Raw genomic sequence first — 21,480 nt, forward strand, 5'->3', positions numbered from 1 at the left:
CCGCCATGCGACGACTTCTTCCGTTCCTGCTTCCCCTGTTGTGGCTGGCCCTGCCAGCCCGAGCGGTGATTCCGCCACCGCCTCAGCTGGCGGCCAAAAGCTATCAGCTGATCGATTTCCACAGCGGCAGCGCCCTGGCCGGCAAGGCGGCCACGACGCGCCTGCCGCCGGCGAGCCTGACCAAGATCATGACCGTCTATGTCGCCTTCCACGAGCTGGAACAAGGCAACCTCAAACTCGACGACAGGGTGACCGTCAGCGAAAAGGCCTGGCGGGCGCCGGGCTCGCGGATGTTCATCGAAGTGGGCAAGCAGGTCCGGGTCGAGGATCTGCTCAAGGGCATCATCGTCCAGTCGGGCAACGACGCCAGCATCGCTCTGGCCGAGCACATCGCCGGGGACGAACGCACCTTTGCCGAGCTGATGAACCAGCACGCCCGGCGCTTAGGGCTGACCGACACCCATTACGTCAACAGCACCGGCCTGCCGGACCCGGACCACTACACCACCGCTCGCGACTTAGGGATCCTGACCCGGGCGCTGATCCGGGAATTTCCCCAGTATTACCCATGGTTCGCGCTCAAGCGGTTCACCTACAACGGCATCACCCAGCATAACCGTAACCTGCTGCTGTGGCGCGACCCCACGGTGGACGGCGTCAAGACCGGCCATACCGAGGAAGCCGGTTACTGTCTGGTGACCTCGGCCAAGCGCGGTGACCAGCGCCTGATCTCGGTGGTGATGGGCACCGCCAGCGAGAACGCCCGCGCCAGCGCCTCCCAGGCGCTGCTGAACTATGGCTTCCGCTTTTTCTTCACCCGCCGGCTGGTGGACGCCGGCAAACCCCTGGAGGAAGTCAGGATCTACAAAAGCGCCCGCAAGACTCTGCCGGTCGGCGCCAGCGAGGCGGTGTACGTCACCATCCCCAAGGACAAGGCCGACGCCCTGGAGAGCGAAATCGTCGTGGAACCGTGGCTGACCGCTCCGGTCGCCAAGGGTCAGGCGGTCGGCGTGCTCAAGGTCAAGGTGGGGGACGAAACCATCGCCGAGCATCCCCTGGTCGCCCTGGAGGACGCACCCGAAGGGGGGCTGGTCAGCCGCCTCATCGACGAAGGCTGGCTGTTGTTCGATCAGTGGCGGACGGGGCGCGCCAATGGCGATGAATGATACACGCGCTTATCTCAACGGCCGTTTTCTGCCCCTGAGCCAGACCCGGGTGTCGGTGCTCGACCGCGGCTTTCTGTTCGGCGACGGGGTCTACGAGGTCATTCCCGCCTATGGCGGCCGCCTGTTCCGTCTCGACCAGCATCTCGAGCGGCTGGAAAACAGCCTGCGCGCCATCCGTCTCGAGCCGCCCCTGAGGCGGGCGCAGTGGCGGGAGATCCTGACCGAACTGCTCGACGGCGATGCCGACCAGGCGGTCTATCTCCAGGTGACCCGCGGCGTGGCGCCCAGGCGCGACCACGCCTTCCCCCCGGTCGTCGAACCGACGGTGCTGGCCTGGGCCTTCGCCATCGACACCGCCCCGCCCGCGCCGGCCAAAGCCATCACCCACGAGGACATCCGCTGGCAGTGGTGCCACATCAAGGCCATCACCCTGCTCGCCAACGTCCTCCTGCGCCAGGAGGCGGCGGAACGCGGCTGCCAGGAGGCGATTCTGATCCGCGACGGCCGCGTCACCGAAGGCGCCGCCAGCAACGTCTTCGCCGTCGTCGACGGCGTCATCGTCACCCCGGCCAAGGGACCGCACCTGCTGCCGGGCGTCACCCGCGACCTGATTCTGGAACTGGCCCGGGAACAGGGACTTCCCTGCCAGGAACGCGATCTGGACGCGGCCGAACTGGCCCGCGCCGGGGAAATCTGGCTTTCCAGCTCCACCCGCGAACTGGTGCCGGTGGTGACGCTGGACGGCGAGGCGGTGGGGGACGGCCGCCCCGGCCCGCTGTGGCGCCGTCTCTACCGGGCGTTTCAGGACTACAAGCGTCGTTTCCACGAGCAAGCGTCATGAGCCAGGTCACCGGACTGGAATTTCCCTGCGAGTGGCCGGTCAAGGCATTCGGGCCCGGCACCGAGGCTTTCGAACTGGACGTGGTGCGCATCGTCCGCCGGCACGCCGGCGACCTGCGTGAGAATGCGGTGACCACCCGTCCCAGCCGCAACGGCAAATACGCCGTGGTCACCGTCACCATCCGCGCCCGCAGCCGCGCGCAGCTCGAAGCCTTGTACACCGAGCTGCGGGCCCATCCCGACGTGGTCATGACCCTGTGAACACGGTACGGCTGCGCTGGCTGGGACGGCGCCCCTACCTGCCGGTGTGGCGGGCGATGCAGCGCTTCACCGCCGCTCGCACCCGGGAGACCGAAGACGAAATCTGGCTCCTGGAACACGAACCGGTCTACACCGTCGGGGTGCGCGGCGACCGCGCCCTGCGCCGCATCTGCGACATCCCGGTGGTCGCCACCGATCGCGGCGGTCTCATCACCTATCACGGTCCCGGCCAGCTGATCGCCTACCCGCTGCTGGATCTGGCGCGCCTGGGTCTGAGCGTGCGCGACCTGGTCACCGCCCTGGAAACCGTCACCATCGACGTGCTGCGCCAGTACGGCATCGCCGGCCACGCCCGCCGCGACGCCCCCGGCGTCTATGTGGACGGTGCCAAGATCGCCTCCCTCGGCATCCGGGTGCGGCGCTTCCGCAGTTACCACGGCCTCGCCCTCAACGTCGATCTGGACCTGGCCCCGTTCCAGCGCATCGACCCCTGCGGCTACCGCGGCCTGGCCATGACCCGGCTGGCCGATCTCGGCGTCGGCGCCGGGGTCCACGAGGTGACCGTCCCCCTTTTGGGCGCGCTGCTGAAGCGCCTGGGTCTGACGTCCGTTAGCACCCGCCTTGACAACCTGCCCGACGAGGACATCCGCCATGACCGACCCGCTTGACGAACTGCGCGCTCCCTCACGCCGCCGCCCCGACACCCATCAGCGGGGTGCTGCCAAACTGGCGCGGATTCCGGTGAAGGTGGAACCGGCCGCAGAACCCCTGCGCAAACCGGCCTGGCTGCGCATCCGCATCGCCAGCGATCCCAACGTCGTCCGGGTCAAGCGGCTGCTGCGCCAGCATCGCCTCAGCAGCGTGTGCGAGGAGGCCGCCTGCCCCAACCTGGGGGAATGCTTCGGCCACGGCACCGCCACCTTCATGATCCTCGGCGACCTGTGCACCCGCCGCTGCCCCTTCTGCGACGTCGCCCACGGCCGGCCGCAACCGCCCGATCCCGAAGAACCGCAGCACCTCGCCCGGGCCGTGGCCGAACTCGGGCTGCGCTACGTGGTGATCACCTCGGTCAACCGTGACGACCTGCGTGACGGCGGCGCCGCCCATTTCGCCGCCTGCATCGCCGCCCTCCGCGCCCGGGCCCCGGACACCCTCGTCGAGATCCTCACCCCGGACTTCCGCCGCCGCGAGGACAAGGCCCTGGCGCTGCTGGCCCGCCAGCCGCCGGACGTCTTCAACCACAACCTGGAAACCGTCCCCCGCCTCTACCGTCAGGCCCGCCCCGGCGCCGACTATCAGGGATCGCTGCGGCTGCTGCAGGCGGCCAGAGAAGCGTTGGCGGTTCCCACCAAATCCGGCCTGATGCTGGGGCTGGGGGAGACGGAAGCGGAAATCGTCGCCGTGCTCGAGGACCTGCGCCGCCACGGCGTGGAGATGCTGACTCTGGGGCAGTACCTGCAGCCGTCGCCGGACCACCTGCCGGTGCGCCGCTACGTGCCGCCGGAGGAATTCGACCGTCTGGCCGAACACGCCCGGGACCTGGGCTTCCGCCAGGTGGCCTCCGGTCCCCTGGTGCGCTCTTCCTATCACGCCGACCAGCAGGCCCGAGCCCTCTTTTCAGCCACTCCAAAAGGAGAAGAAAAATGAGCGATCGCCCCGTCATCGCCTGGCTCGGCACCGGCCTGATGGGCGCGCCGATGGCCGCCCGCCTGGCACGGTACGGATTCACCGTCCACGCCTGGAACCGCACCGCGGCGAAAGCCGAAGCGCTGGCCGCCGCCGGCGTCCGTCCCGAACCCACAGCGGCGGCCGCGGTGACCCCGGCCCGGATCGTGTTCACCACCTTCAGCGATCACCCCGCCACTGAAACCGTGCTGACGGGATTGCCGCTGGAGGGCAGAATCCTGGTACAGATGGCCACCGTCGGGGTGGAACAGAGCCGGCGCCTAGCGGCGCAGGTCGAGGCGGCAGGCGGGCGCTACCTGGAAGCGCCTGTCCTCGGCAGTATTCCCGAAGCCAGGGCCGGCACCCTGATCATCATGGCCGGCGGCCGCCAGACCGATTTCGAAACCGTGCAGCCGCTGCTGGCCATTCTCGGCAAGGAAATCCGCCTGATCGGCCCTGCAGGACAGGCGGCGGCCCTCAAACTGGCCCTCAACCAGCTCATCGCCACCCTGACGACGGCCTTCGCCACCAGCCTGGGCTTCGTGCAGAAACACCAGGTGTCGGTGGACACCTTCATGGACATCCTCCGCGCCAGCGCCCTGTACGCCCCCACCTTCGACAAGAAACTGCCGAGGATGCTGGCCCACGACTACGCCGATCCCAACTTCCCCACCGAACACCTGGTCAAGGACATCGACCTGTTCCTGGCCGAAGCCCAGGGCCTCGAAGGGAAACTGCCAACGGCCGCCGCGGCCCTGTACCGCCGGGCCCTGCAGCATCACCGTTTCGAGGACTATTCCTGTGTCTTCGAAACGGTGACCGGAAACGAGCCCTGATCAGCCGCCGACCAGCGCCGCTTGCAGAGCACTGGCCAGAGCGTTGCCACCGGTTTCCTTGACGTAATTCACCACCACGGGGATGAACTGACTGACCATGTCGGAAGACAGGTTCAGTTGCCTGAAACCCTGGATCAGATTGGCGGCCTGGTTCACCGTATCGCCGGCGCCCCCCATGAGCGAGGAGAGGCCGCCGCTTGTCTGGCCGGTCTTGGGGGCCGCCGCCATCAGCTGGTCCACGCCCGGCACCGATTGCTCCAAAGCCTTGAACTGTTCCGGCGCCATCCTTTGCCTGGCGGTCTGGAACAACAAGCCGGCACCGCCGGCGGCCTGCTCCGGTGCGACCCCCAGCTGCCGGGTCAACTGCTGTACCAGGGGGTGACCGGCGAGCGATCCGGCCGTGCGCAGGGCGGCTCCGCTGCGACCGGTGGTCTGGCTGACATCCGCTGCCGACCGGACGGCATTGCCCCAATCGTTCGCGCTTGCGGCCGCTGCTCCGGAATTTCCTCCCTGGCCAGCACAGCCTACGGCAAGACTCATTCCCGCCAGCGCGGGCAGAATGGCATATCGACGCATTTTTTGACTCCGTTTGGTTGATGCAAAAGGGGATTCTACCCCGCCCGTCGGGCAGGGCCCAACTCCGGCGCTTCGTCTTTGCCCCGCAGCCGCAACAAGGCCGGTGGCGTGTCATGACCGGAAGCCAGGCGCACCAGGTGACGGGCGAACAGGATCAATACCAAATTGACGGTAATAACGCCCCAGGTCAGACCGTCTACCCGGTCCAGGAGGCCGGCCAGCCGGTCCCAGTTCAAGCGCCCGTCCATTCCAGCCGCTGCCCGCAGAACTTGCAAACGTATTCCCGCTCCCCCCGCTGAATCCGACCGTGGCGGATCGAGGTCAGCGCGTGCTCGCGGCAGCCGCAGCGGTAGCGGAACCGTTGCAGGCGGCGGGCCTGGCCCCCAGCGACGTCGTAATCGTGACAGCGCTGCGGTTCCAGCCCGAACAGCCGCATCACCGCCTGCCATTCCGGTCCGTGCGGCTTGGCCCGCCTGCCGTATTGCCACCAGACCACCGCGTGGGCCAGTTCGTGGGCCACCACCGTATGCAGGAAGTCCTCCCAATTCTGCCGCAGCAGCACCGGATTGAAGCGCAGCCGCACCCCACTGCGGCCGGCGACCATCTGCCCGGCCGCCTTGCCCCTGAGGTCGAAAGCCACCTCGAAAGCCGGCAGTACCTGCCAGCGGAAATGCGCCCCCGCAAGCGCCAGCAATTCGCCGAGACGCTGATAGATTTGGGCGATCTGCGGTATCTCCGGTCGTGGTTCCATACTTCAATCCTTGTGCGACCGCCAGGTGTCCAGCAACCGCAGCAGCGAGGCGCGCACCGCCTCGTCCGCCACCCAGGCGACCTGCTGGCGCAGCTGGGCGACGATTTCCGGCGGCGGCAGGCGCGGTGGTGCCGCCTCTATAGCGGGCGGCCGTGACGGCGGCAGCACCCGGGCCCGCAGCCGGGTGACCGGTGCGATGGCCGCAAGCGCGGGCAGCAGGCGGGGCTGAAGATAGCGCAACTGCGTGGCCCAGGCCGGCGAATCGGTATAGAGGATCAACGTCCCATCGCGCCCGAACACGCAGGCCAGGCAATGATCGCGCAGGGCTGGCGGCAAACTGCGGCGCAGCGCTGTCAAAAGCCGCTGATGCAGCGCCAGGCGGGCCTGCAGACTGCGGTTTCCGGACGCGCTGCGCAGCCAGTCGCGCACCGGCCTGGGGGATTTTTCGGCCACCATTTCCTGAACGTTTTTAAGGTTGAAGCGTCCAAAAATGCGACGATCCGGTTTCCGGCCATCCTCAAGGGTAAGGTAAAATGGCGGGCAGTCCACGGGTCGCCGTTCCCATCAACCTCGGAATTTAAACACAATGCTAGGCAAGCTGGTCAAGAAAGTCATCGGATCGCGCAACGACCGCATCATCCGTCAGAAACGCAAGATCGTCGACAAGATCAACGCCCTGGAACCGCAGTTCCAGGCCCTGAGCGACGCCCAGTTGCGCGCCAAGACCGACGAATTCAGAAAACGCCACCAGGACGGCGAAAGCCTCGACGACCTGCTGCCGGAGGCCTTCGCCACGGTGCGCGAGGCCGGCCGCCGGGTGCTCGGCATGCGCCACTTCGACGTCCAGCTCATCGGCGGCATGGTGCTCCACGACGGCAAGATCGCCGAGATGCGCACCGGCGAAGGCAAGACCCTGGTGGCGACGCTGGCGGCCTACCTCAACGCCATCCCCGGCAAGGGGGTGCACGTGGTCACGGTCAACGACTACCTGGCCCGGCGCGATGCGGCGTGGATGGGCAAGCTGTACCAGTTCCTCGGCATGAAGGTGGGGGTGATCGTCAGCAACATGGACCAGGCTCAGCGCCGTGAGGCCTATGCCGCCGACATCACCTACGGCACCAACAACGAATTCGGCTTCGACTACCTGCGCGACAACATGGCCTTCAGCAAGGCCGAGCAGGTCCAGCGCGGCCACCATTACGCCATCGTCGACGAGGTGGACTCGATCCTCATCGACGAGGCCCGTACCCCGCTCATCATCTCCGGCCCCACCGAGGAACGCACCGATCTCTATGTGAAGATGAACGAACTGGTGCCCCAGCTGGAGCGCCAGGAAGGCGGGGAGAAGGAAGAGGAGGTCACCAAACCCGGCGACTACACCGTGGACGAGAAGACCAAGCAGGTCTTCCTCACCGAGCGCGGCCACGAGAAGGTGGAGAAGCTGCTGGTGGAACACGGCCTGATCCAGCCGGGTGAAAGCCTCTACGACGCCAACAACATCCGCCTGCTGCATTATCTCAATGCGGCCCTTAGGGCCCACGCCCTCTACCACCGCGACGTGGACTACATCGTCAAGGACGGCGAGGTCATCATCGTCGATGAGTTCACCGGCCGCATCATGCCGGGGCGGCGCTGGTCCGAGGGGCTGCACCAGGCCATCGAGGCCAAGGAGGGGGTGCCGATCCAGCAGGAGAACCAGACTCTGGCGTCGATCACCTTCCAAAACTACTTCCGCCTCTACGAGAAGCTGGCGGGGATGACCGGCACCGCCGACACCGAGGCGTACGAGTTCCATCAGATCTACGGCCTGGAAGTGGTGGTAATCCCGACCCACCGGCCGATGATCCGCAAGGACCACAGCGATCTGGTCTACCTCACCGCCAAGGAAAAGTACGACGCCATCGTCAAGGACATCGAGGACTGCCACAAGCGCGGCCAGCCGGTGCTGGTGGGCACCACCTCGATCGAAAATTCCGAGTACCTGTCCCAGCTGCTCAAGCGCCGCAAGATCCCGCACGAAGTGCTCAACGCCAAGCAGCACGAGCGCGAGGCCCACATCATCGCCCAGGCAGGCAGGCCGGGGGCGGTGACCATCGCCACCAACATGGCCGGCCGCGGCACCGACATCGTCCTCGGCGGCAATCTGGAGGCGGAACTGGCCCAGCTGGGCGAGGACGCCCCGGAGGAAGCCAAGGAGAAGGTGCGCCGGGAATGGCAGCAGCGTCACGACCAGGTGGTGGCTGCCGGCGGTCTCCACGTGATCGGTTCCGAGCGCCACGAATCGCGCCGCATCGACAACCAGCTGCGCGGCCGCTCCGGACGGCAGGGGGACCCGGGTTCGACCCGCTTCTACCTGTCGCTGCAGGACAACCTGATGCGGATCTTCGCCTCCGACCGGGTTGCCGCCCTGATGCAGCGCCTCGGCATGGAGGAAGGCGAGGCCATCGAACATCCCTGGGTCACTAAGGCGATCGAGAACGCCCAGCGCAAGGTCGAGGCCCACAACTTCGACATCCGCAAGCAGCTACTCGAATACGACAACGTCGCCAACGACCAGCGCAAGGTGATCTACGAGCTCCGCAACGAACTGCTGGAGGCCGAGGACATCAGCGACATCCTCGACGCCATCCGCCGCGACGTGATCGCCGAGGTGGTGGACAAACACATCCCACCTCAGAGCTTCGAGGAACAGTGGGACCTGGACGGGCTGGAACAGACCCTCAAAAACGACTTCGACCTCGACTTCCCGGTCAGGCAGCGCCTGGAGGCGGATCCCAACCTGCAGGTCGAGGACCTCAAGGAAGCGATCATCCAGGCGGCGGAGCAGCGCTACCAGGAGAAGGAACGGCAGGTCGGCCCCGAGGTCCTGCGCCAGTTCGAGAAATCGGTGATGCTGCAGATCCTCGACCACGCCTGGAAGGAACACCTGGCGGCCATGGACCACCTGCGCCAGGGCATTCACCTGCGCGGCTACGCCCAGCGCGATCCCAAGCAGGAATACAAGCGCGAGGCATTCCAGATGTTCAAGTCGATGCTCGACAACATCAAGCACGAAACCATCAGCACCCTGTCGCGGGTGCAGGTCCAGAGCGAGGCCGATGTGGAGGCCATCGACGAGCAACGCCGCGAGGAAATCCCGCAGGAAATGCACTTCGAGCACGCCGAAATCGCCGCCCTCGAAGAAGAGGAAGCCACGGCGCTGCTGGAGGAGGACAACGGCGGGGTGGCGGTGGAGCAAAAGCCTTTCGTGCGCGAGGGGCGCAAGATCGGCCGCAACGAACCCTGCCCCTGCGGCAGCGGCAAAAAGTACAAGCATTGCCACGGCAAGCTGAGTTGATGGCGGTCGGTCCCGATACCTTTCCGGCCATGCCGGCCATCGCCGGCATCCGCCTGGGCACCGCCCACGCCGGCATCCGCAAATCTGAGGCCGACGATCTCACGGTCATCGAACTGCCCCCGGGGGCCCAGGTGGCGGCTACCTTCACTCGCAACGCCTTCTGCGCCGCCCCCGTCCTCGTGGCCCGGGAACATCTGGCACGCGGCGGCGACATCCGCTGGCTGGTGATCAACGCCGGCAACGCCAACGCCGGCACCGGCGCCGAAGGGCTGGCAGCCGCCCGCGCCACCTGCGCCGCCCTGGCGGAACTGAGCGGCGGCAAGGCCGATCAGGTCCTGCCTTTTTCCACCGGCGTCATCGGCGAACCCCTGCCGGTGGCGAAGCTGACCGCCGCCCTGCCGGCCGCCCTCGCCCGGCTCGATGCCGCCGGCTGGGAAGCGGCGGCCCGGGCGATCATGACCACCGATACCCGCCCCAAGGGCGCGGCAGCCACCTGCAGCGTCGAAGGCCGGCCGGTCACGGTCGCCGGCATCGCCAAGGGCAGCGGCATGATCGCCCCCAACATGGCCACCATGCTGGCCTACGTGGGCACCGACGCCCACGTCGATCCGGCCGCGCTCCAGACCCTGCTCCGGGAAGCGGTGGCGGTCAGTTTCAACGCCATCACCGTCGATGGCGACACTTCCACCAACGACGCCTGCGCCCTCATGGCCACCGGCCGGGCCGGCCATTCCCCCCTGACCCCCGCCCATCCCGACTGGGGCGGGTTTGCCGCCGCGGTCACCCGGGTCTGCCGCGAGCTGGCCGAGGCCATCGTCCGCGACGGCGAGGGTGCGACCAAATTGATCCGCATCCGGGTGGAACAAGCCGCAGATGGGGAGGAAGCCCGCCGGGTCGGCTTCACCGTCGCCAACTCCCCCCTGGTCAAGACCGCCTGCTTCGCCGGCGACCCCAACTGGGGTCGGATCCTGGCGGCGGTGGGACGCGCCGGCATCGAGGGGCTGGACATCGGCCGGGTGGAGATCTGGCTCGACGAGGTGCGCATCGTCCGCGCCGGCGGCCGCGACCCGGACTATACCGAAGCGACCGGGCAGAAAGTGATGGCGCGCGACGAGATCGGCATCCGCATTCTGTTGGGCCGGGGACAGGCCGGGGCGGAGATCCTCACCTGCGACCTGTCCTACGACTATGTCCGCATCAACGCCGAATACCGCACCTGAGCTTCACGTCGCCGCCGGCGTGATCCGAGACGCCGGTGGGCGGGTGCTGCTGAGCCGGCGGCCGCAGCACGTCCACCAGGGGGGGCTGTGGGAATTTCCCGGCGGCAAGTGCGAGCCGGGGGAAACCGCCCGTCAGGCGCTGATCCGGGAGCTGGCCGAGGAACTGGGCATCGCCGTGACCGCCGCCGAACCCCTGATCCAGGTCCGCCACCGCTATCCGGACCGGTCCGTCCTGCTCGACGTTTTCGAGGTCACCGGCTTCGAAGGCGTCCCCGAAGGCCGGGAAGACCAACCCCTGGCCTGGGTGGCGCCGGAGGAACTGGACCGCCATCCCCTGCCGGCCGCCGACCGCCCCATCGTCACCGCCCTGCGGCTGCCGCCCTACTACCCCATTCTCGAAGGCGGGCGGACGGCGACACGTTATCGACGCTGGCTCGAGCACCTGCTGGCGACAGGCCACACGCTCATCTACTGGCGGGCCCGGGACCTCGATCCTGAAGCTTACCGCAGATTGCTGGGGTGCTTCCTGCCCCGGGCCCGGCAGGCCGGCGCCACGCTGATGGTGCGCGCCGACCTCGAACTTCCCCCCGCCCCGGGGCTGGGGCTGCACCTGGATCGCACCACCCTGGCACGCTGCCGCCAGCGGCCGGCGGGCTGGCGCCGGGTCGCTGCGGCCTGTCACACCCTGGCCGAGCTTCGCCAAGCCCAGTCCCTGGGTCTGGATTTCGCCGTCCTCTCCCCCGTTCTGGCCACGCCCACCCATCCCGAGGCCCGCCCCCTGGGCTGGGACAGCGCGCACGACTGGATGCAGCAGGTCAATCTTCCGGTCTACCTCCTCGGGGGGTTGCAGCAGCGGCATTTGTATCAGGCGCGCACCTGCGGCGCCCGCGGCCTGGCAGGCATCCGCACTTTTCTTCCGGAAGACGGATTCAACTACACTTAAGAAGACGAGCTATCAGCGCCACGCTAGAATTTTTCTTCCGAGTCTGCCATGCCACTGAGTTTCTGCGACAAAGAACCGCCCTGCCGAGCTGGAACGGCGCATTACAAGGTGTCTCCATGTTGAAACGCCTGTTGAAAAAAGCCGGCAGACCCGCCGGGCCCCGACGCAAACCGGCTGCCACCCTCACACCCAGACCGGTGACGTTGACGGAGCTGCAGCAACTGATCCCGATCCGCAATCTGCCCGAGGAGGAGCTGCGCGCCTTCTCCCTGAACCAGACCACGGAAACCTACGGCGCCGGCTCCATCCTGTTCGAAACAGGCACCTCGGAGGACACCGTGCTCTATCTGCTGAACGGCACGGTGACGATGATCCTGGGCGAAAACCAGGAATACGAGGTCGTCGCCGGCTCGGCCAAATCCCGTTTCCCCCTGTCCCACGGAGACGCCCACAAGGCCACCGCCGTGGCCAAAAGCGACGTCGAGGTGCTGCGGGTCTCCGCCCGCGTGATGCACAAGAATCTGGTCCTTGACGATGACCGCCTGTCGCGGCCGGAAAACTGGGATGTCCCGGCCTGGGTGCGCAAAACCACCCTCTATCAGGCTTTCTGCCAATATCTGACCGACGAGGAAACGAAACTGCCGATGCTGCCCGACATTGCCGTGCGCCTGCGCCGGGCCATCGACAGGGACGACATCGGTATCGCCGAGGCGGCCAGGATCGTCCAGCTGGATGCCAGCGTCGCCGCCCGTCTCATCCAGGTCGCCAACAGCCCCCTGTACCTGGCGGCCAGGCCGGTGACCAACTGCCTGGAGGCGGTCAACCGCCTGGGACTGAAAGCCACCTGCAATCTGGTGATGTCGTTGTGCCTGAAGGATTTGTTCCAGTGCCGCGACCCTCGGCTGCGGAAACGGATGCAAAGGATCTGGCGGGACGGGCTGCACCTCTCCGCCCTGACTTACGTGCTCGCCAAGGACAACCGCTGGCCCGATCCGGAAGAGGCGTTGCTGGCCGGGCTGACCTGCGAGATCGGCGCCATTCCCTTCCTGGTGTTCGTCAGCGACTTTCCCCGGGACCACTATACCGAGGAAGATCTGGACCGGACCCTGAAGGCCGTCTTGGGCCCGGTCGGGCACTACCTCCTGAAAACCTGGGGATTCGCCGACGAACTCACCCAGGTGCCGTTGCTGGCCGAGGCCTGGCACTACGACAGCGGCCCCGAACTGACTCTCAGCGACCTGGTGATGCTGTCGAAATTGCATCACTGCATGGAGCAGGGCCAACGGGACCAGGTTCCCATGATCAGCGCCATCCCGGCCGGCCAGAAACTGCGCGACGGCCGCCTGTCACCGGAATATTCCCTCAAAGTGTTGCACGAGGCCAAGACCGAGATCCAGGAAACGCTGGCGCTGCTGCGCTGAAGCCGCAGGTTCAGAAGCGCAGCGGCTGGGGGATCGCATGGCGCCGGCGGCGGTAGTCCGCCAGGATCTTCCGCACATAGAGGCGGGTCTCCCGATAGGGTGGAATGCCCCGGTGCCGCCGGACCGCCGCTTCCCCTGCGTTGTAGGCCGCAAGCGCAAGTCCCACGTCGCCTCTGAAATGGCGCAGCAGCCAGCGCAGATAGAGCGCTCCGCCGATCAGATTCTCCACCGGATCGAGCCGGTTCACCCCGAAACGCCGGGCCGTTTCCGGCATCAGCTGCATCAGCCCGTAGGCCAGCTTGGGAGACAGGGCAGTGGGATTGAAATCCGACTCGGCCTTGACGACCGCCACCACCAGACGGGGATCGACCCCCAGTTCGGCACCCAGCAGCTTCGCCCAGGCAACCACGCGGCGACGGTCGAAACGCCCGGGATCCCGGGTCAGGGGGCAACGCGGATCTGCGGCCGGCCGGAAACCGCGCAACCGCCGCACCATCCGCAGGGCGTAACCGTCCCCGTGGCGGGCGGCACGCCGAAACCATCCCAGAGCGATGCGGGGATCGCGCGCCACCCCCCGGCCGTTGAAACGGAGCCAGCCCAGACGGAACATGGCCCGGCGGTCGTGCAATGCGGCCGCAAGGCAGTAAAGGCGGTATGCCCGCCCCAGATCCTGCTGGCCTGCGGCCCCAAGTTCGAAGCTGCGGGCGGCCTGCCGCAAGCGCGCGGCGGGCAACCCATCCGCCCGGCTCCATGACGGCCAGGAGAGCAGCAGCAGACAACCCAGGAGAAGCCAACACTGCCAGGATTTCATCGCCATCCCCAAAGTGATCGCCTTGTCAATTCAATTAGCAAAATAGATACCACTCCACGAATTCCGGTGATCCGTCCCGACAGCTGTAAAAATTTCTGACAGCTCAGGCCAGCAGCTGCCTGAGCAGGTCGGTCAATGCCTCCCGTTGCCGTGACAGCCGCAGGCGGTCGGCGACGACGATGCTCTTGAGTTCGTTCAGGGCCTGATCGAAATCGTCGTTGACGACCAGAAAGTCGTATTCGTCGTAATGGGCGATCTCGGCCTTGGCGTCGCGCATGCGCCGGGCGATGGTTTCCTCGCTGTCCTGGCCGCGCCGGCGCAGGCGTTGTTCCAGCACCTCCCGGGAGGGAGGGAGAATGAAGATCGAACGGCATTCGGGCAGTTTCTCCCGGACCTGACGCGCGCCCTGCCAGTCGATCTCCAGGATGACGTCGTAGCCCCGTTCCAACTCGTCCAGCACCGGCTGGCGGGCGGTGCCGTAGTAATGGTCGAACACCCTGGCGTATTCGAGAAACGCCCCCTCTGCGATCATGCGTTCGAAGGTCTGGCGGGAAACGAAATGATAGTCGCGCCCGTCGACCTCACCCGGACGGACGGGACGGGTGGTATGGGAAACCGAGATGACCAGACGGTCCATCTCCTCCCGCAGGCGTTTGAGCAGACTGGTCTTGCCCGCCCCGGAAGGGGCGGAAACGATGAAAAGAGTCCCTTTGCTCATATTCATTCGATGTTCTGTACCTGTTCGCGCATCTGTTCGATCAGCACCTTCATCTCCAGGGCGCACTGGGTCAGGGCGGTGGAAGCGGCCTTGGCGGCCAGGGTGTTGGCCTCGCGGTTCATTTCCTGACACAGAAAATCCAGCCGCCGGCCCACCGGCGCATCTTGGGTCAGGAGGCGCTCGATCTCGTCCAGATGGGTCTCGAGCCGGTCCAGTTCCTCGCTGACGTCCAGCTTCTGAGCCAGATACACCAACTCCTGTTCGAAGCGGTCGCGGTCCGGCTCGGCGCAGACTTCCTCGATGCGGGCGGTCAGCTTCTCCCGCAGTGCAGCCAGGGCCTGCGGCAGGCGCTGCCGCGCTTCGGCCACCCAGCGGCGCAGTTCCTGCACCCGCTGGCGCAGGAACTGCGCCAGCCGCTCACCCTCCCGCCGCCGTACCGCAACCAGCTGCGTCAGGGCCTGGTCGAGCGCCTCCAGAACGGCGCCTCCCAATGTCTCCCGATCCACTTCCGGCTCCTTCAACACCCCGGGCCAGCGGGCCACATCGATCGGGGAAGGCGGCGTCGAGGCCGGCAGCTGGGTCTCGATGCCCACGAGCGCCCGCACCAGCGCGGTCACCAGCGGCTGGTTGAGCGCGAAGGTCCATTCCACATCCGGCAAAGGATCAAGACGCAGGGCGCATTCCACCTTGCCCCGTTTCAGCTGCCGGGAGACGCGTTGGCGGATCTCCGGCTCCAGGAAGCGGAAATTTTCCGGCAGCCGCGGGATCAGATCCAGGTAGCGGGAATTGACCGAGCGGATTTCCCAGCGCACCGCGTAAGGTTCCGCCCGTGCCTGAGCCTCGGCGAACGCCGTCATGCTTTTGATCATGGCCTCTTCCATCTATGCTTAAGGGACATGATGGTAAGCGCAATCCACCGCCGATGAAAGCCCAGTCCCCGGGACCGCCCCCCGAGCGCCCCTTCGACCACCTCCCCAGCGGGCTGGTGGTGGACCGATACGTCATCGAGCGCCCGCTGGCCGACGGCGGTTTCAGCGCGGTCTATCTCGCCCGGCGGCTGGAGGATATGACCCAGGTGGTGGTCAAGGAGTACCTCCCCCGCCGTCTCGCCTACCGCGACTGGAACGGCGCCGTGGTCCCCAACGACGAGGACTGCCGCAGCGCCTTCCTGCGGGGACGGAAACTGTTCGTGGCCGAGGCGCAGATGCTAGCGACCCTAAAGCATCCCAACATCGTCGAGGTCAACAGTTTTTTCCATGCCAACGCGACCGTCTACATGGTCATGAGCTACGATTACGGCAAACTGCTGTCCTGGCACCTGAAACACCGTCCCCGCCAGCTGAACGCCGCCTTCCTGCGACAGCTGGCCCTGGCGCTGCTGTCCGCCCTCGAATGCATCCACGGCCACGGTTTCGTGCATCTGGACCTGAAGCCGGAGAACATCCTCATCCGTCCCGACGGCAGCCCCCTGTTGCTCGACTTCGGCGCCGCCCGCCCGTTTCCCGCCGCCACCGACTGGCGTCGCCCGGGCAAGGTCCGCACCCCCGGATTCTCGCCTCCCGAACAGTATGGAAAGCACTGGCCCCTGGGCCCCTGGAGCGATTTCTACGGACTCGGGGCCACCCTGCGCTACTGCCTGGAACGACGCCCCCTGCCCGAAGCCTCCCGGCGCTTGAAGCAGGATTCGCTCACACCCCTCGCCACCACCTCGACGGGACGGCACCCGCCCCTCTTTCTCGAAGCCATCGACCGCTGTCTGGCGCTGGAGCCGGGAAAACGCCCCCAGACGGCGGCCGAACTGCGCACGTTGCTGGCTTCAGAAAGATAACCGGGGAAAGGGGGCTCACGTCAGGGCTGCAGGACGATCAGCAATTCCAGCACCAGCCATCCGGCCAGGATGGTGGCGAAAATCAGATGCATCAACACCCGGATCGGCAGTCCGGGTGGTGCCTCTTCCGTGAAGGGAACGAAATAGTCCGCCACCCCCAGCAGCTTCTCGCAGGCCAGGATCCGGCGGCACTTGAGGTCGTAGAACTTCTGGGTCCGGCTGTCGAGGATCCAGAACAGCACCGTGAGCACGATACCGAACAGGGCGATGTAGATGTGATAGGGATGCAGCTCGGCGATGGCGAAGGTGGCGGCCCCGACCACGGCGTTGATGGCGACGAAGATGGCAAAGCGCAGGTAACGCAGCCGGATGTAGGCCCGGGCGTTGATGCACGCCTGGCGGTAAAGCTCCAGTAGCACTTCGACGTCAATCTCGTCCAGATGGTGTTGATGAACTGTCATGGTTCCCCCCTTGTCTGTTCCAGAGCGGCCCTTCAGTCGAAGGGATGTTCCAGCACGATGGTCTGCTGGCGATCCGGCCCGGTAGAGAGAATGGTCACCGGTACCGCCAGCAGTTCCTCGATACGGCGGATATAAGCCCTGGCGTTGGCCGGCAGATCCTCCAGGCGGGTGAGACCGAAGGTGCTTTCCCGCCAGCCCGGCAGGGTTTCCAGAACCGGCTCGCAACGGGCGTAATCCTCGGCGCTCAGCGGCGGGTGGTCCAGTACCTGGCCGTCGAGACGGTAGGCCACGCACAGGGCGACCTCTTCCAGGCCGTCGAGCACGTCGAGCTTGGTCAGGCAGAGGCCCGACAGGCTGTTGAGGCGGGCGGATTTGCGCATCGCCACCGCATCGAACCAGCCGCAGCGCCGCGGCCGCCCGGTGGTGGCCCCGAATTCGTACCCCTTCTCCGCCAGATGCCGTCCCACGGCGTCGTGAAGCTCGGTCGGGAATGGCCCGTTGCCGACCCGGGTGGAATAGGCCTTGGTGATGCCAAGGACGTAGTCGAAATCCCGCGGCCCCACCCCGCTGCCACAGGCCGCCCCGCCGGCGGTGGTGTTGGAGGAGGTGACGAAGGGATAGGTGCCGTGGTCGATGTCCAGCAGGGCGCCCTGGGCCCCCTCGAACAGCAGGTCGGCGCCCTGACGGCGCAGGGCGTCGAGCCGGGCGCCCACGTCGATCACCAGGGGCCGCAGCTGCTCCCCCCAGGCCAGCAGTTCGTCCAGAGCGCGGACGGGATCGACCGCCGGCTGGTCGTAGAAGCGGGTCAGCATGAAATTGTGATACGCCAGCAACTCGTTCAGCTTCTCCGCCAGGCGCTCCGGATGGAACCAGTCGTCGGCGCGCAGGCTGCGTCGGGCCACTTTGTCCTCGTAGGCCGGCCCAATACCACGCCCGGTGGTGCCGATGGCCTTGGCGCCGCGGGCCGCTTCACGGGCGTGATCCAGAGCCACGTGCACCGGCAGCAGCAGGGGGCAGGCGGCGCTGATCCCAAGACGCGAACGGATCTCCACCCCGGCTTTTTCCAGGCTCTCGATCTCCGCCAGCAGATCCGGGGGGGACAGCACCACACCGTTGCCGATGAGGCACTCCACCCCCGCATGCAGAGCACCGGAGGGGATCAGGTGGAGCACGGTCTTGCGGCCGTCGATGACCAACGTATGGCCGGCATTGTGGCCCCCCTGGAAGCGCACCACCGCCCCGACCCGGTCGGTGAGCCAGTCGACGATCTTACCCTTGCCTTCGTCACCCCACTGGGTGCCGATGATGATGACGTTCTTTCCCATGCGCTTGTACAAGTTCAATCGGTTATCGGTTGTGTCAAGTAGCGACCGTCCTGCCGCACCAGACGCCAGTTGCAATCCGCCTCCGCTTCGGCCTGCCCCGGCAGGGCCTGGATCACCTGCCAACCCTCGGCCCGCAGCTGACGGATCGCCTCCAGCAGCTCGGGTTCGTCGCCCGCAGGCGCCCATACCCGGCGCCGCAGGCCATCGTCGGGAAGTGTCCCCAGGCGCATCAGCTGTTTGAGATCGGCGCTGAACCCCACCGCCGGCCGCGCCCGGCCGAACACGGCGCCGATGGCGTCGTAACGCCCGCCGCGGGCGATCTCCCGTCCCACGTTGGGCACCAGGGCGGCGAACACCAGACCGGTATGGTAGTGATAGCCGCGCAATTCGGCCAGATCGAAGTGGATCGGCAGGCCCGGATGCAGACGCCGCAGTGATTGCGCCACCCGGGCCAGGGAATCGATCGCCCCGGCGACCTCATCGCCGCTCAGGCAGGCCCGGGCCTCGAAAAGCACCTCGTCGTCGCCGTTGAGCGCGATCAGCGCCGCCAGCTGGGCCTTGAGCGGCGGTGGAATGTCGAGTCCGCCCAGGAAGGCGTCGAGATCGGGACGGGACTTGCGCTGCAGGATGGAAAACAGCGTCGCCTCGCTATCCTCGTCCAGGCCGGCGACCTGCGCCAGATGGCGATAGATCCCCACGTGCCCCAGGTCCAGATGGACATCGGTGATGCCGCTCTCGGCCAAAAGCGCCAGCATCAGGCGGATGATTTCCAGATCGGCCTCGAGACCGGCGTGACCGTAGAGTTCGGCGCCGATCTGCACCGGGCTGCGCGAGGGCTCGAGGGGATCGCCGTAGGCCCGCAGCACCGTGCCCACGTAACAGAGCCGGGTCGGTCCCTCCCGTTTGAGATTGTGGGCGTCGATGCGCGCCACTTGGGGAGTCATGTCAGCGCGCACTCCCAACAGACGACCGCTCAAGGGGTCGGTCAGCTTGAAAGTCTGCAGCTCCAGATCGTGACCGCCGGCGGTCAGGAGGGCGTCGAGGAACTCGATCAGGGGCGGCACCACTTGTTCGTATCCCCAGGCGCCGCAGGTGTCGAGCAGGCGGCGGCGCAGGGTTTCCAGACGGGCGGCCTCCGCCGGCAGCAGCTCTTCGACGCCGTCCGGCAGCAGCCAGCGGTCGGTGGGAAGTCCTTGAGGCATGGATGGCGACTCCGAATCTACAAACGAAGGCCGGTCCCGATTGCCATCGGAACCGGCACCCGATTCAGCCTGGACGCTCAGCGCTTCGGCTTCTCGTGCTTGAAGTAGCGGAAGAAGTCCGAAGCCGGCTCGAGGACGATCATGTCCCGCTCCTGGTCGAACGACTTCTGATAGGCGTTCAAACTGCGATAGAAAGCGAAGAACTCCTCGTTCTTGCCGTAGGCCTTGGCGTAGATGTCCGAGGCGACGGCGTCCCCTTCACCGCGGATCTTTTCCGCGTCGCGGCGGGCTTCGGCGATGATCACCTCACGCTGGCGGTCGGCGTCGGCCTTGATGCGCTCGGCCGCTTCCATCCCCTGCGAGCGGAACTCCTTGGCCACCCGGGCACGCTCGGAACGCATCCGCTCGTACACCGAGCTGGACACCCGCGGCGGCAGGTCGATACGCTTGATGCGAATGTCGATGATCTCGATCCCCAGCTTTTCGGCGATCGGCTGGGTCGCCTTAAGGAGGATCTGACGGATCACCTCGCGATCGGTGGACACCAGCTGGCGGATGGTGCGCTTGCCAAACTCGCTGCGCAGCTCGTCCTTGATGATCTGGTCCAGGCGGATGTTGGCCTGGCGCGGATCGCCGCCGACGGTGATATAGAACGTTTTGACGTTCTTGATCCGCCACTTGACGAAAGAATCGACGATGACGTTCTTCTTCTCCGAGGTCAAAAAGCGCTCCGGCTTCGAGTCCAGGGTGAGGATGCGGGCGTCGAACTTCTTGACGCTGTTCCACACCGGAACCGGAACCTTGAAGTGCAGGCCCGGCGCGTAGTCGTAGCGGACGATCTCACCGAAGCGGAACTTGATCGCCTTTTCGGTCTCGTGAACGGTGAACAGTGAGTTGTATCCGAGGAACAACAACAGGACCAGCAGGCCCAATCCCCATTTCGACTGTGCCATCAGCGTCCCCTCCCTTCACGACCACGCACCACCCGGCGCAGTGGCTGGCGCTGCAGCATCTGCTGGGCCGCCGCCGGCCCGCTGAGCACCGTCTGCGAATGGGGCAGGTTTGGCACCGCTGCCGCCTTGAGGCGGTCGAGCGGCAGATAGAGCAGATTGTTGCCCCCTTTCACGTCCACCATGATCGTCTCCGTCTTGCTGAACACCGCCTCCAGAGCGTCGAGATACAGACGGGTCCGGGTCACTTCCGGCGCCTGTTCGTACTCGGCCAGGATCTGCTCGAAACGGCTGGCCTCACCCTGAGCCTTGGCGATCATCTTCTGTTTGTACCCTTGGGCTTCCTCGAGGATGCGAGCGGCCTGGCCGCGGGCCTTGGGAATCACCTCGTTGGCATAGGCCTGGGCTTCGTTGATGAAGCGCTGTTTGTCCTCGCGGGCCTTGATGGCGTCCTCGAAGGCATCCTGCACTTCCTCCGGCGGCTGGGCGTCCACTAGGTTGACGGTTTCGACGGCGATGCCGGAACCGTAACTGTTCATGATCTGCTGCACCAGCTTCTTCACTTCGGCAGCGATCTCGCTGCGGCCTTCGGTGAGGACGAAATCCATGGTGTGCTGTCCTACGACCTCACGCAAGGCGCTTTCGGTCACTTCGCGCAGGGTCTTTTCCGGATCCTTGATGTTGAACAGGAAATCCCGGGCGCTGCTGACGGTGTACTGCACCGCCAGGCGTACGTCGACGATGTTCTCGTCCCCGGTGAGCATCAGGGCTTCCTGGGGCACCGACCCGACCCCGGTGCGGTAACCCAGTTCGAGGAAACGCTGGTGTTCCACATCGACGATGTCGACGGCCTCCACCGGATAGGGAACGTGCCAGTGCAGACCCGGCATCGTGGTTTCGGTGTAGCGCCCGAAACGGGTCACGACCCCGCGGTTGCCCTCGTCGACGATGTAGAAGCCGGACAACAGCCACAGGATGAATACGATGCCGACCAGTGCCCAGACGACGAAGGCCGATGCCGTAGCACCACCGCCGCCACCGCCGAACAGGCGGCCGATCTTTTCCTGCAGCGAACGAATGATTTCTTCCAGATCCGGCGGACTGCCGCCCGGCTCCTGACCGCTCCAGGGGTCTTTCTTGCCTCCACCCGGTTCATTCCAGGACATGGA

The 21,480-nt window shown here is 66.2% G+C and carries 23 protein-coding genes; 11 read left to right on the forward strand and 12 right to left on the reverse strand.

Annotation, left to right across the window (positions count from 1 at the left end):
• The first annotated feature begins 5 nt into the window (after positions 1 to 5).
• The 6 genes from MIN45_RS02295 to MIN45_RS02320 are packed head-to-tail and all read left to right on the forward strand — an operon-like array spanning position 6 to position 4,768.
• Positions 6 to 1,166: a D-alanyl-D-alanine carboxypeptidase family protein gene (locus tag MIN45_RS02295; RefSeq protein ID WP_286293122.1), complete on the forward strand. Its 1,161-nt coding sequence runs from the start codon at positions 6 to 8 to the stop codon at positions 1,164 to 1,166.
• Positions 1,159 to 2,007, forward strand: coding sequence for a D-amino acid aminotransferase (locus MIN45_RS02300; RefSeq protein ID WP_286293123.1), 849 nt, complete (start codon positions 1,159 to 1,161; stop codon positions 2,005 to 2,007). Before MIN45_RS02295 ends, MIN45_RS02300 begins: the two co-directional genes overlap by 8 nt.
• Entirely contained in the window at positions 2,004 to 2,267 is a 264-nt protein-coding gene (locus tag MIN45_RS02305) for a YbeD family protein (RefSeq protein WP_286293124.1), read from the forward strand. Before MIN45_RS02300 ends, MIN45_RS02305 begins: the two co-directional genes overlap by 4 nt.
• Entirely contained in the window at positions 2,264 to 2,935 is a 672-nt protein-coding gene (gene lipB / locus MIN45_RS02310) for a lipoyl(octanoyl) transferase LipB (RefSeq protein WP_286293125.1), read from the forward strand. Before MIN45_RS02305 ends, lipB begins: the two co-directional genes overlap by 4 nt.
• Positions 2,919 to 3,914, forward strand: coding sequence for a lipoyl synthase (lipA, locus tag MIN45_RS02315; RefSeq protein WP_286293126.1), 996 nt, complete (start codon positions 2,919 to 2,921; stop codon positions 3,912 to 3,914). Before lipB ends, lipA begins: the two co-directional genes overlap by 17 nt.
• On the forward strand, positions 3,911 to 4,768 hold the full coding sequence (locus tag MIN45_RS02320; protein WP_286293128.1) for an NAD(P)-dependent oxidoreductase: 858 nt from the start codon (positions 3,911 to 3,913) through the stop codon (positions 4,766 to 4,768). Before lipA ends, MIN45_RS02320 begins: the two co-directional genes overlap by 4 nt.
• Here the strand turns inward: MIN45_RS02320 and MIN45_RS02325 are convergent, their stop codons facing one another.
• Genes MIN45_RS02325 through MIN45_RS02340 form a run of 4 tightly spaced genes read right to left on the reverse strand, consistent with a single transcriptional unit; the run spans position 4,769 to position 6,548 of the window.
• A complete protein-coding gene (locus tag MIN45_RS02325) occupies positions 4,769 to 5,344 on the reverse strand; it encodes a DUF2780 domain-containing protein (protein WP_286293130.1) in 576 nt (191 codons plus the stop codon).
• 35 nt (positions 5,345 to 5,379) lie between these two features.
• Positions 5,380 to 5,580 carry a hypothetical protein gene (locus MIN45_RS02330; RefSeq protein ID WP_286293132.1) on the reverse strand — a complete coding sequence of 67 codons (201 nt, stop codon included), beginning with the start codon at positions 5,578 to 5,580 and terminating at the stop codon, positions 5,380 to 5,382.
• Positions 5,577 to 6,095, reverse strand: a complete 519-nt coding sequence (locus tag MIN45_RS02335) for a SprT-like domain-containing protein (RefSeq protein ID WP_286293133.1) — start codon at positions 6,093 to 6,095, stop codon at positions 5,577 to 5,579. The genes MIN45_RS02330 and MIN45_RS02335 overlap by 4 nt, the downstream gene beginning before the upstream one ends.
• A 3-nt stretch (positions 6,096 to 6,098) precedes the next feature.
• Positions 6,099 to 6,548 (reverse strand): DciA family protein, encoded by a 450-nt coding sequence (locus MIN45_RS02340; RefSeq protein ID WP_286293134.1) that lies wholly within the window; start codon positions 6,546 to 6,548, stop codon positions 6,099 to 6,101.
• A 133-nt stretch (positions 6,549 to 6,681) separates the two neighbouring features.
• Between MIN45_RS02340 and secA the strand changes: the two genes are divergently transcribed.
• The 4 genes from secA to MIN45_RS02360 all read left to right on the forward strand — a co-directional run bounded on the left by secA (position 6,682) and on the right by MIN45_RS02360 (position 13,016).
• Positions 6,682 to 9,432 carry a preprotein translocase subunit SecA gene (secA, locus tag MIN45_RS02345; RefSeq protein ID WP_286293135.1) on the forward strand — a complete coding sequence of 917 codons (2,751 nt, stop codon included), beginning with the start codon at positions 6,682 to 6,684 and terminating at the stop codon, positions 9,430 to 9,432.
• Positions 9,432 to 10,652 (forward strand): bifunctional glutamate N-acetyltransferase/amino-acid acetyltransferase ArgJ, encoded by a 1,221-nt coding sequence (gene argJ / locus MIN45_RS02350; protein WP_286293136.1) that lies wholly within the window; start codon positions 9,432 to 9,434, stop codon positions 10,650 to 10,652. Before secA ends, argJ begins: the two co-directional genes overlap by 1 nt.
• The gene (locus tag MIN45_RS02355; RefSeq protein ID WP_286293137.1) at positions 10,621 to 11,595 is read left to right on the forward strand and encodes a Nudix family hydrolase; all 975 of its coding nucleotides are present in this window, start codon (positions 10,621 to 10,623) and stop codon (positions 11,593 to 11,595) included. Before argJ ends, MIN45_RS02355 begins: the two co-directional genes overlap by 32 nt.
• 116 nt (positions 11,596 to 11,711) lie before the next feature.
• The gene (locus tag MIN45_RS02360; protein WP_286293138.1) at positions 11,712 to 13,016 is read left to right on the forward strand and encodes an HDOD domain-containing protein; all 1,305 of its coding nucleotides are present in this window, start codon (positions 11,712 to 11,714) and stop codon (positions 13,014 to 13,016) included.
• Between the two features lie 10 nt (positions 13,017 to 13,026).
• Here the strand turns inward: MIN45_RS02360 and MIN45_RS02365 are convergent, their stop codons facing one another.
• The 3 genes from MIN45_RS02365 to MIN45_RS02375 all read right to left on the reverse strand — a co-directional run bounded on the left by MIN45_RS02365 (position 13,027) and on the right by MIN45_RS02375 (position 15,414).
• A complete protein-coding gene (locus tag MIN45_RS02365) occupies positions 13,027 to 13,827 on the reverse strand; it encodes a lytic transglycosylase domain-containing protein (RefSeq protein WP_286293139.1) in 801 nt (266 codons plus the stop codon).
• Between the two features lie 103 nt (positions 13,828 to 13,930).
• Entirely contained in the window at positions 13,931 to 14,545 is a 615-nt protein-coding gene (gene gmk / locus MIN45_RS02370; RefSeq protein WP_286293140.1) for a guanylate kinase, read from the reverse strand.
• 2 nt (positions 14,546 to 14,547) lie between these two features.
• Positions 14,548 to 15,414 (reverse strand): YicC/YloC family endoribonuclease, encoded by an 867-nt coding sequence (locus MIN45_RS02375; RefSeq protein ID WP_286293142.1) that lies wholly within the window; start codon positions 15,412 to 15,414, stop codon positions 14,548 to 14,550.
• Positions 15,415 to 15,467: 53 nt separating this feature from the next.
• Here MIN45_RS02375 and MIN45_RS02380 point away from each other — a divergent pair, with 53 nt between their 5' ends.
• Positions 15,468 to 16,373, forward strand: a complete 906-nt coding sequence (locus MIN45_RS02380; RefSeq protein ID WP_286293143.1) for a serine/threonine protein kinase — start codon at positions 15,468 to 15,470, stop codon at positions 16,371 to 16,373.
• A 20-nt stretch (positions 16,374 to 16,393) separates the two neighbouring features.
• Here the strand turns inward: MIN45_RS02380 and MIN45_RS02385 are convergent, their stop codons facing one another.
• From MIN45_RS02385 to hflK, 5 genes are all read right to left on the reverse strand, one after another.
• On the reverse strand, positions 16,394 to 16,834 hold the full coding sequence (locus tag MIN45_RS02385) for a RipA family octameric membrane protein (protein WP_286293146.1): 441 nt from the start codon (positions 16,832 to 16,834) through the stop codon (positions 16,394 to 16,396).
• A 32-nt stretch (positions 16,835 to 16,866) separates the two neighbouring features.
• Positions 16,867 to 18,159: an adenylosuccinate synthase gene (locus MIN45_RS02390; protein ID WP_286294100.1), complete on the reverse strand. Its 1,293-nt coding sequence runs from the start codon at positions 18,157 to 18,159 to the stop codon at positions 16,867 to 16,869.
• Between the two features lie 14 nt (positions 18,160 to 18,173).
• Entirely contained in the window at positions 18,174 to 19,361 is a 1,188-nt protein-coding gene (locus MIN45_RS02395) for an ATP phosphoribosyltransferase regulatory subunit (protein ID WP_286293148.1), read from the reverse strand.
• Positions 19,362 to 19,438: 77 nt separating this feature from the next.
• A complete protein-coding gene (hflC, locus tag MIN45_RS02400; protein ID WP_286293149.1) occupies positions 19,439 to 20,314 on the reverse strand; it encodes a protease modulator HflC in 876 nt (291 codons plus the stop codon).
• Positions 20,314 to 21,477, reverse strand: a complete 1,164-nt coding sequence (gene hflK, locus MIN45_RS02405) for an FtsH protease activity modulator HflK (protein ID WP_286293150.1) — start codon at positions 21,475 to 21,477, stop codon at positions 20,314 to 20,316. Before hflK ends, hflC begins: the two co-directional genes overlap by 1 nt.
• Positions 21,478 to 21,480 lie beyond the last annotated feature (3 nt).

Origin of the sequence: Methylomarinovum tepidoasis (genome assembly GCF_030294985.1) — a bacterium.
GTDB lineage: Bacteria > Pseudomonadota > Gammaproteobacteria > Methylococcales > Methylothermaceae > Methylohalobius > Methylohalobius tepidoasis.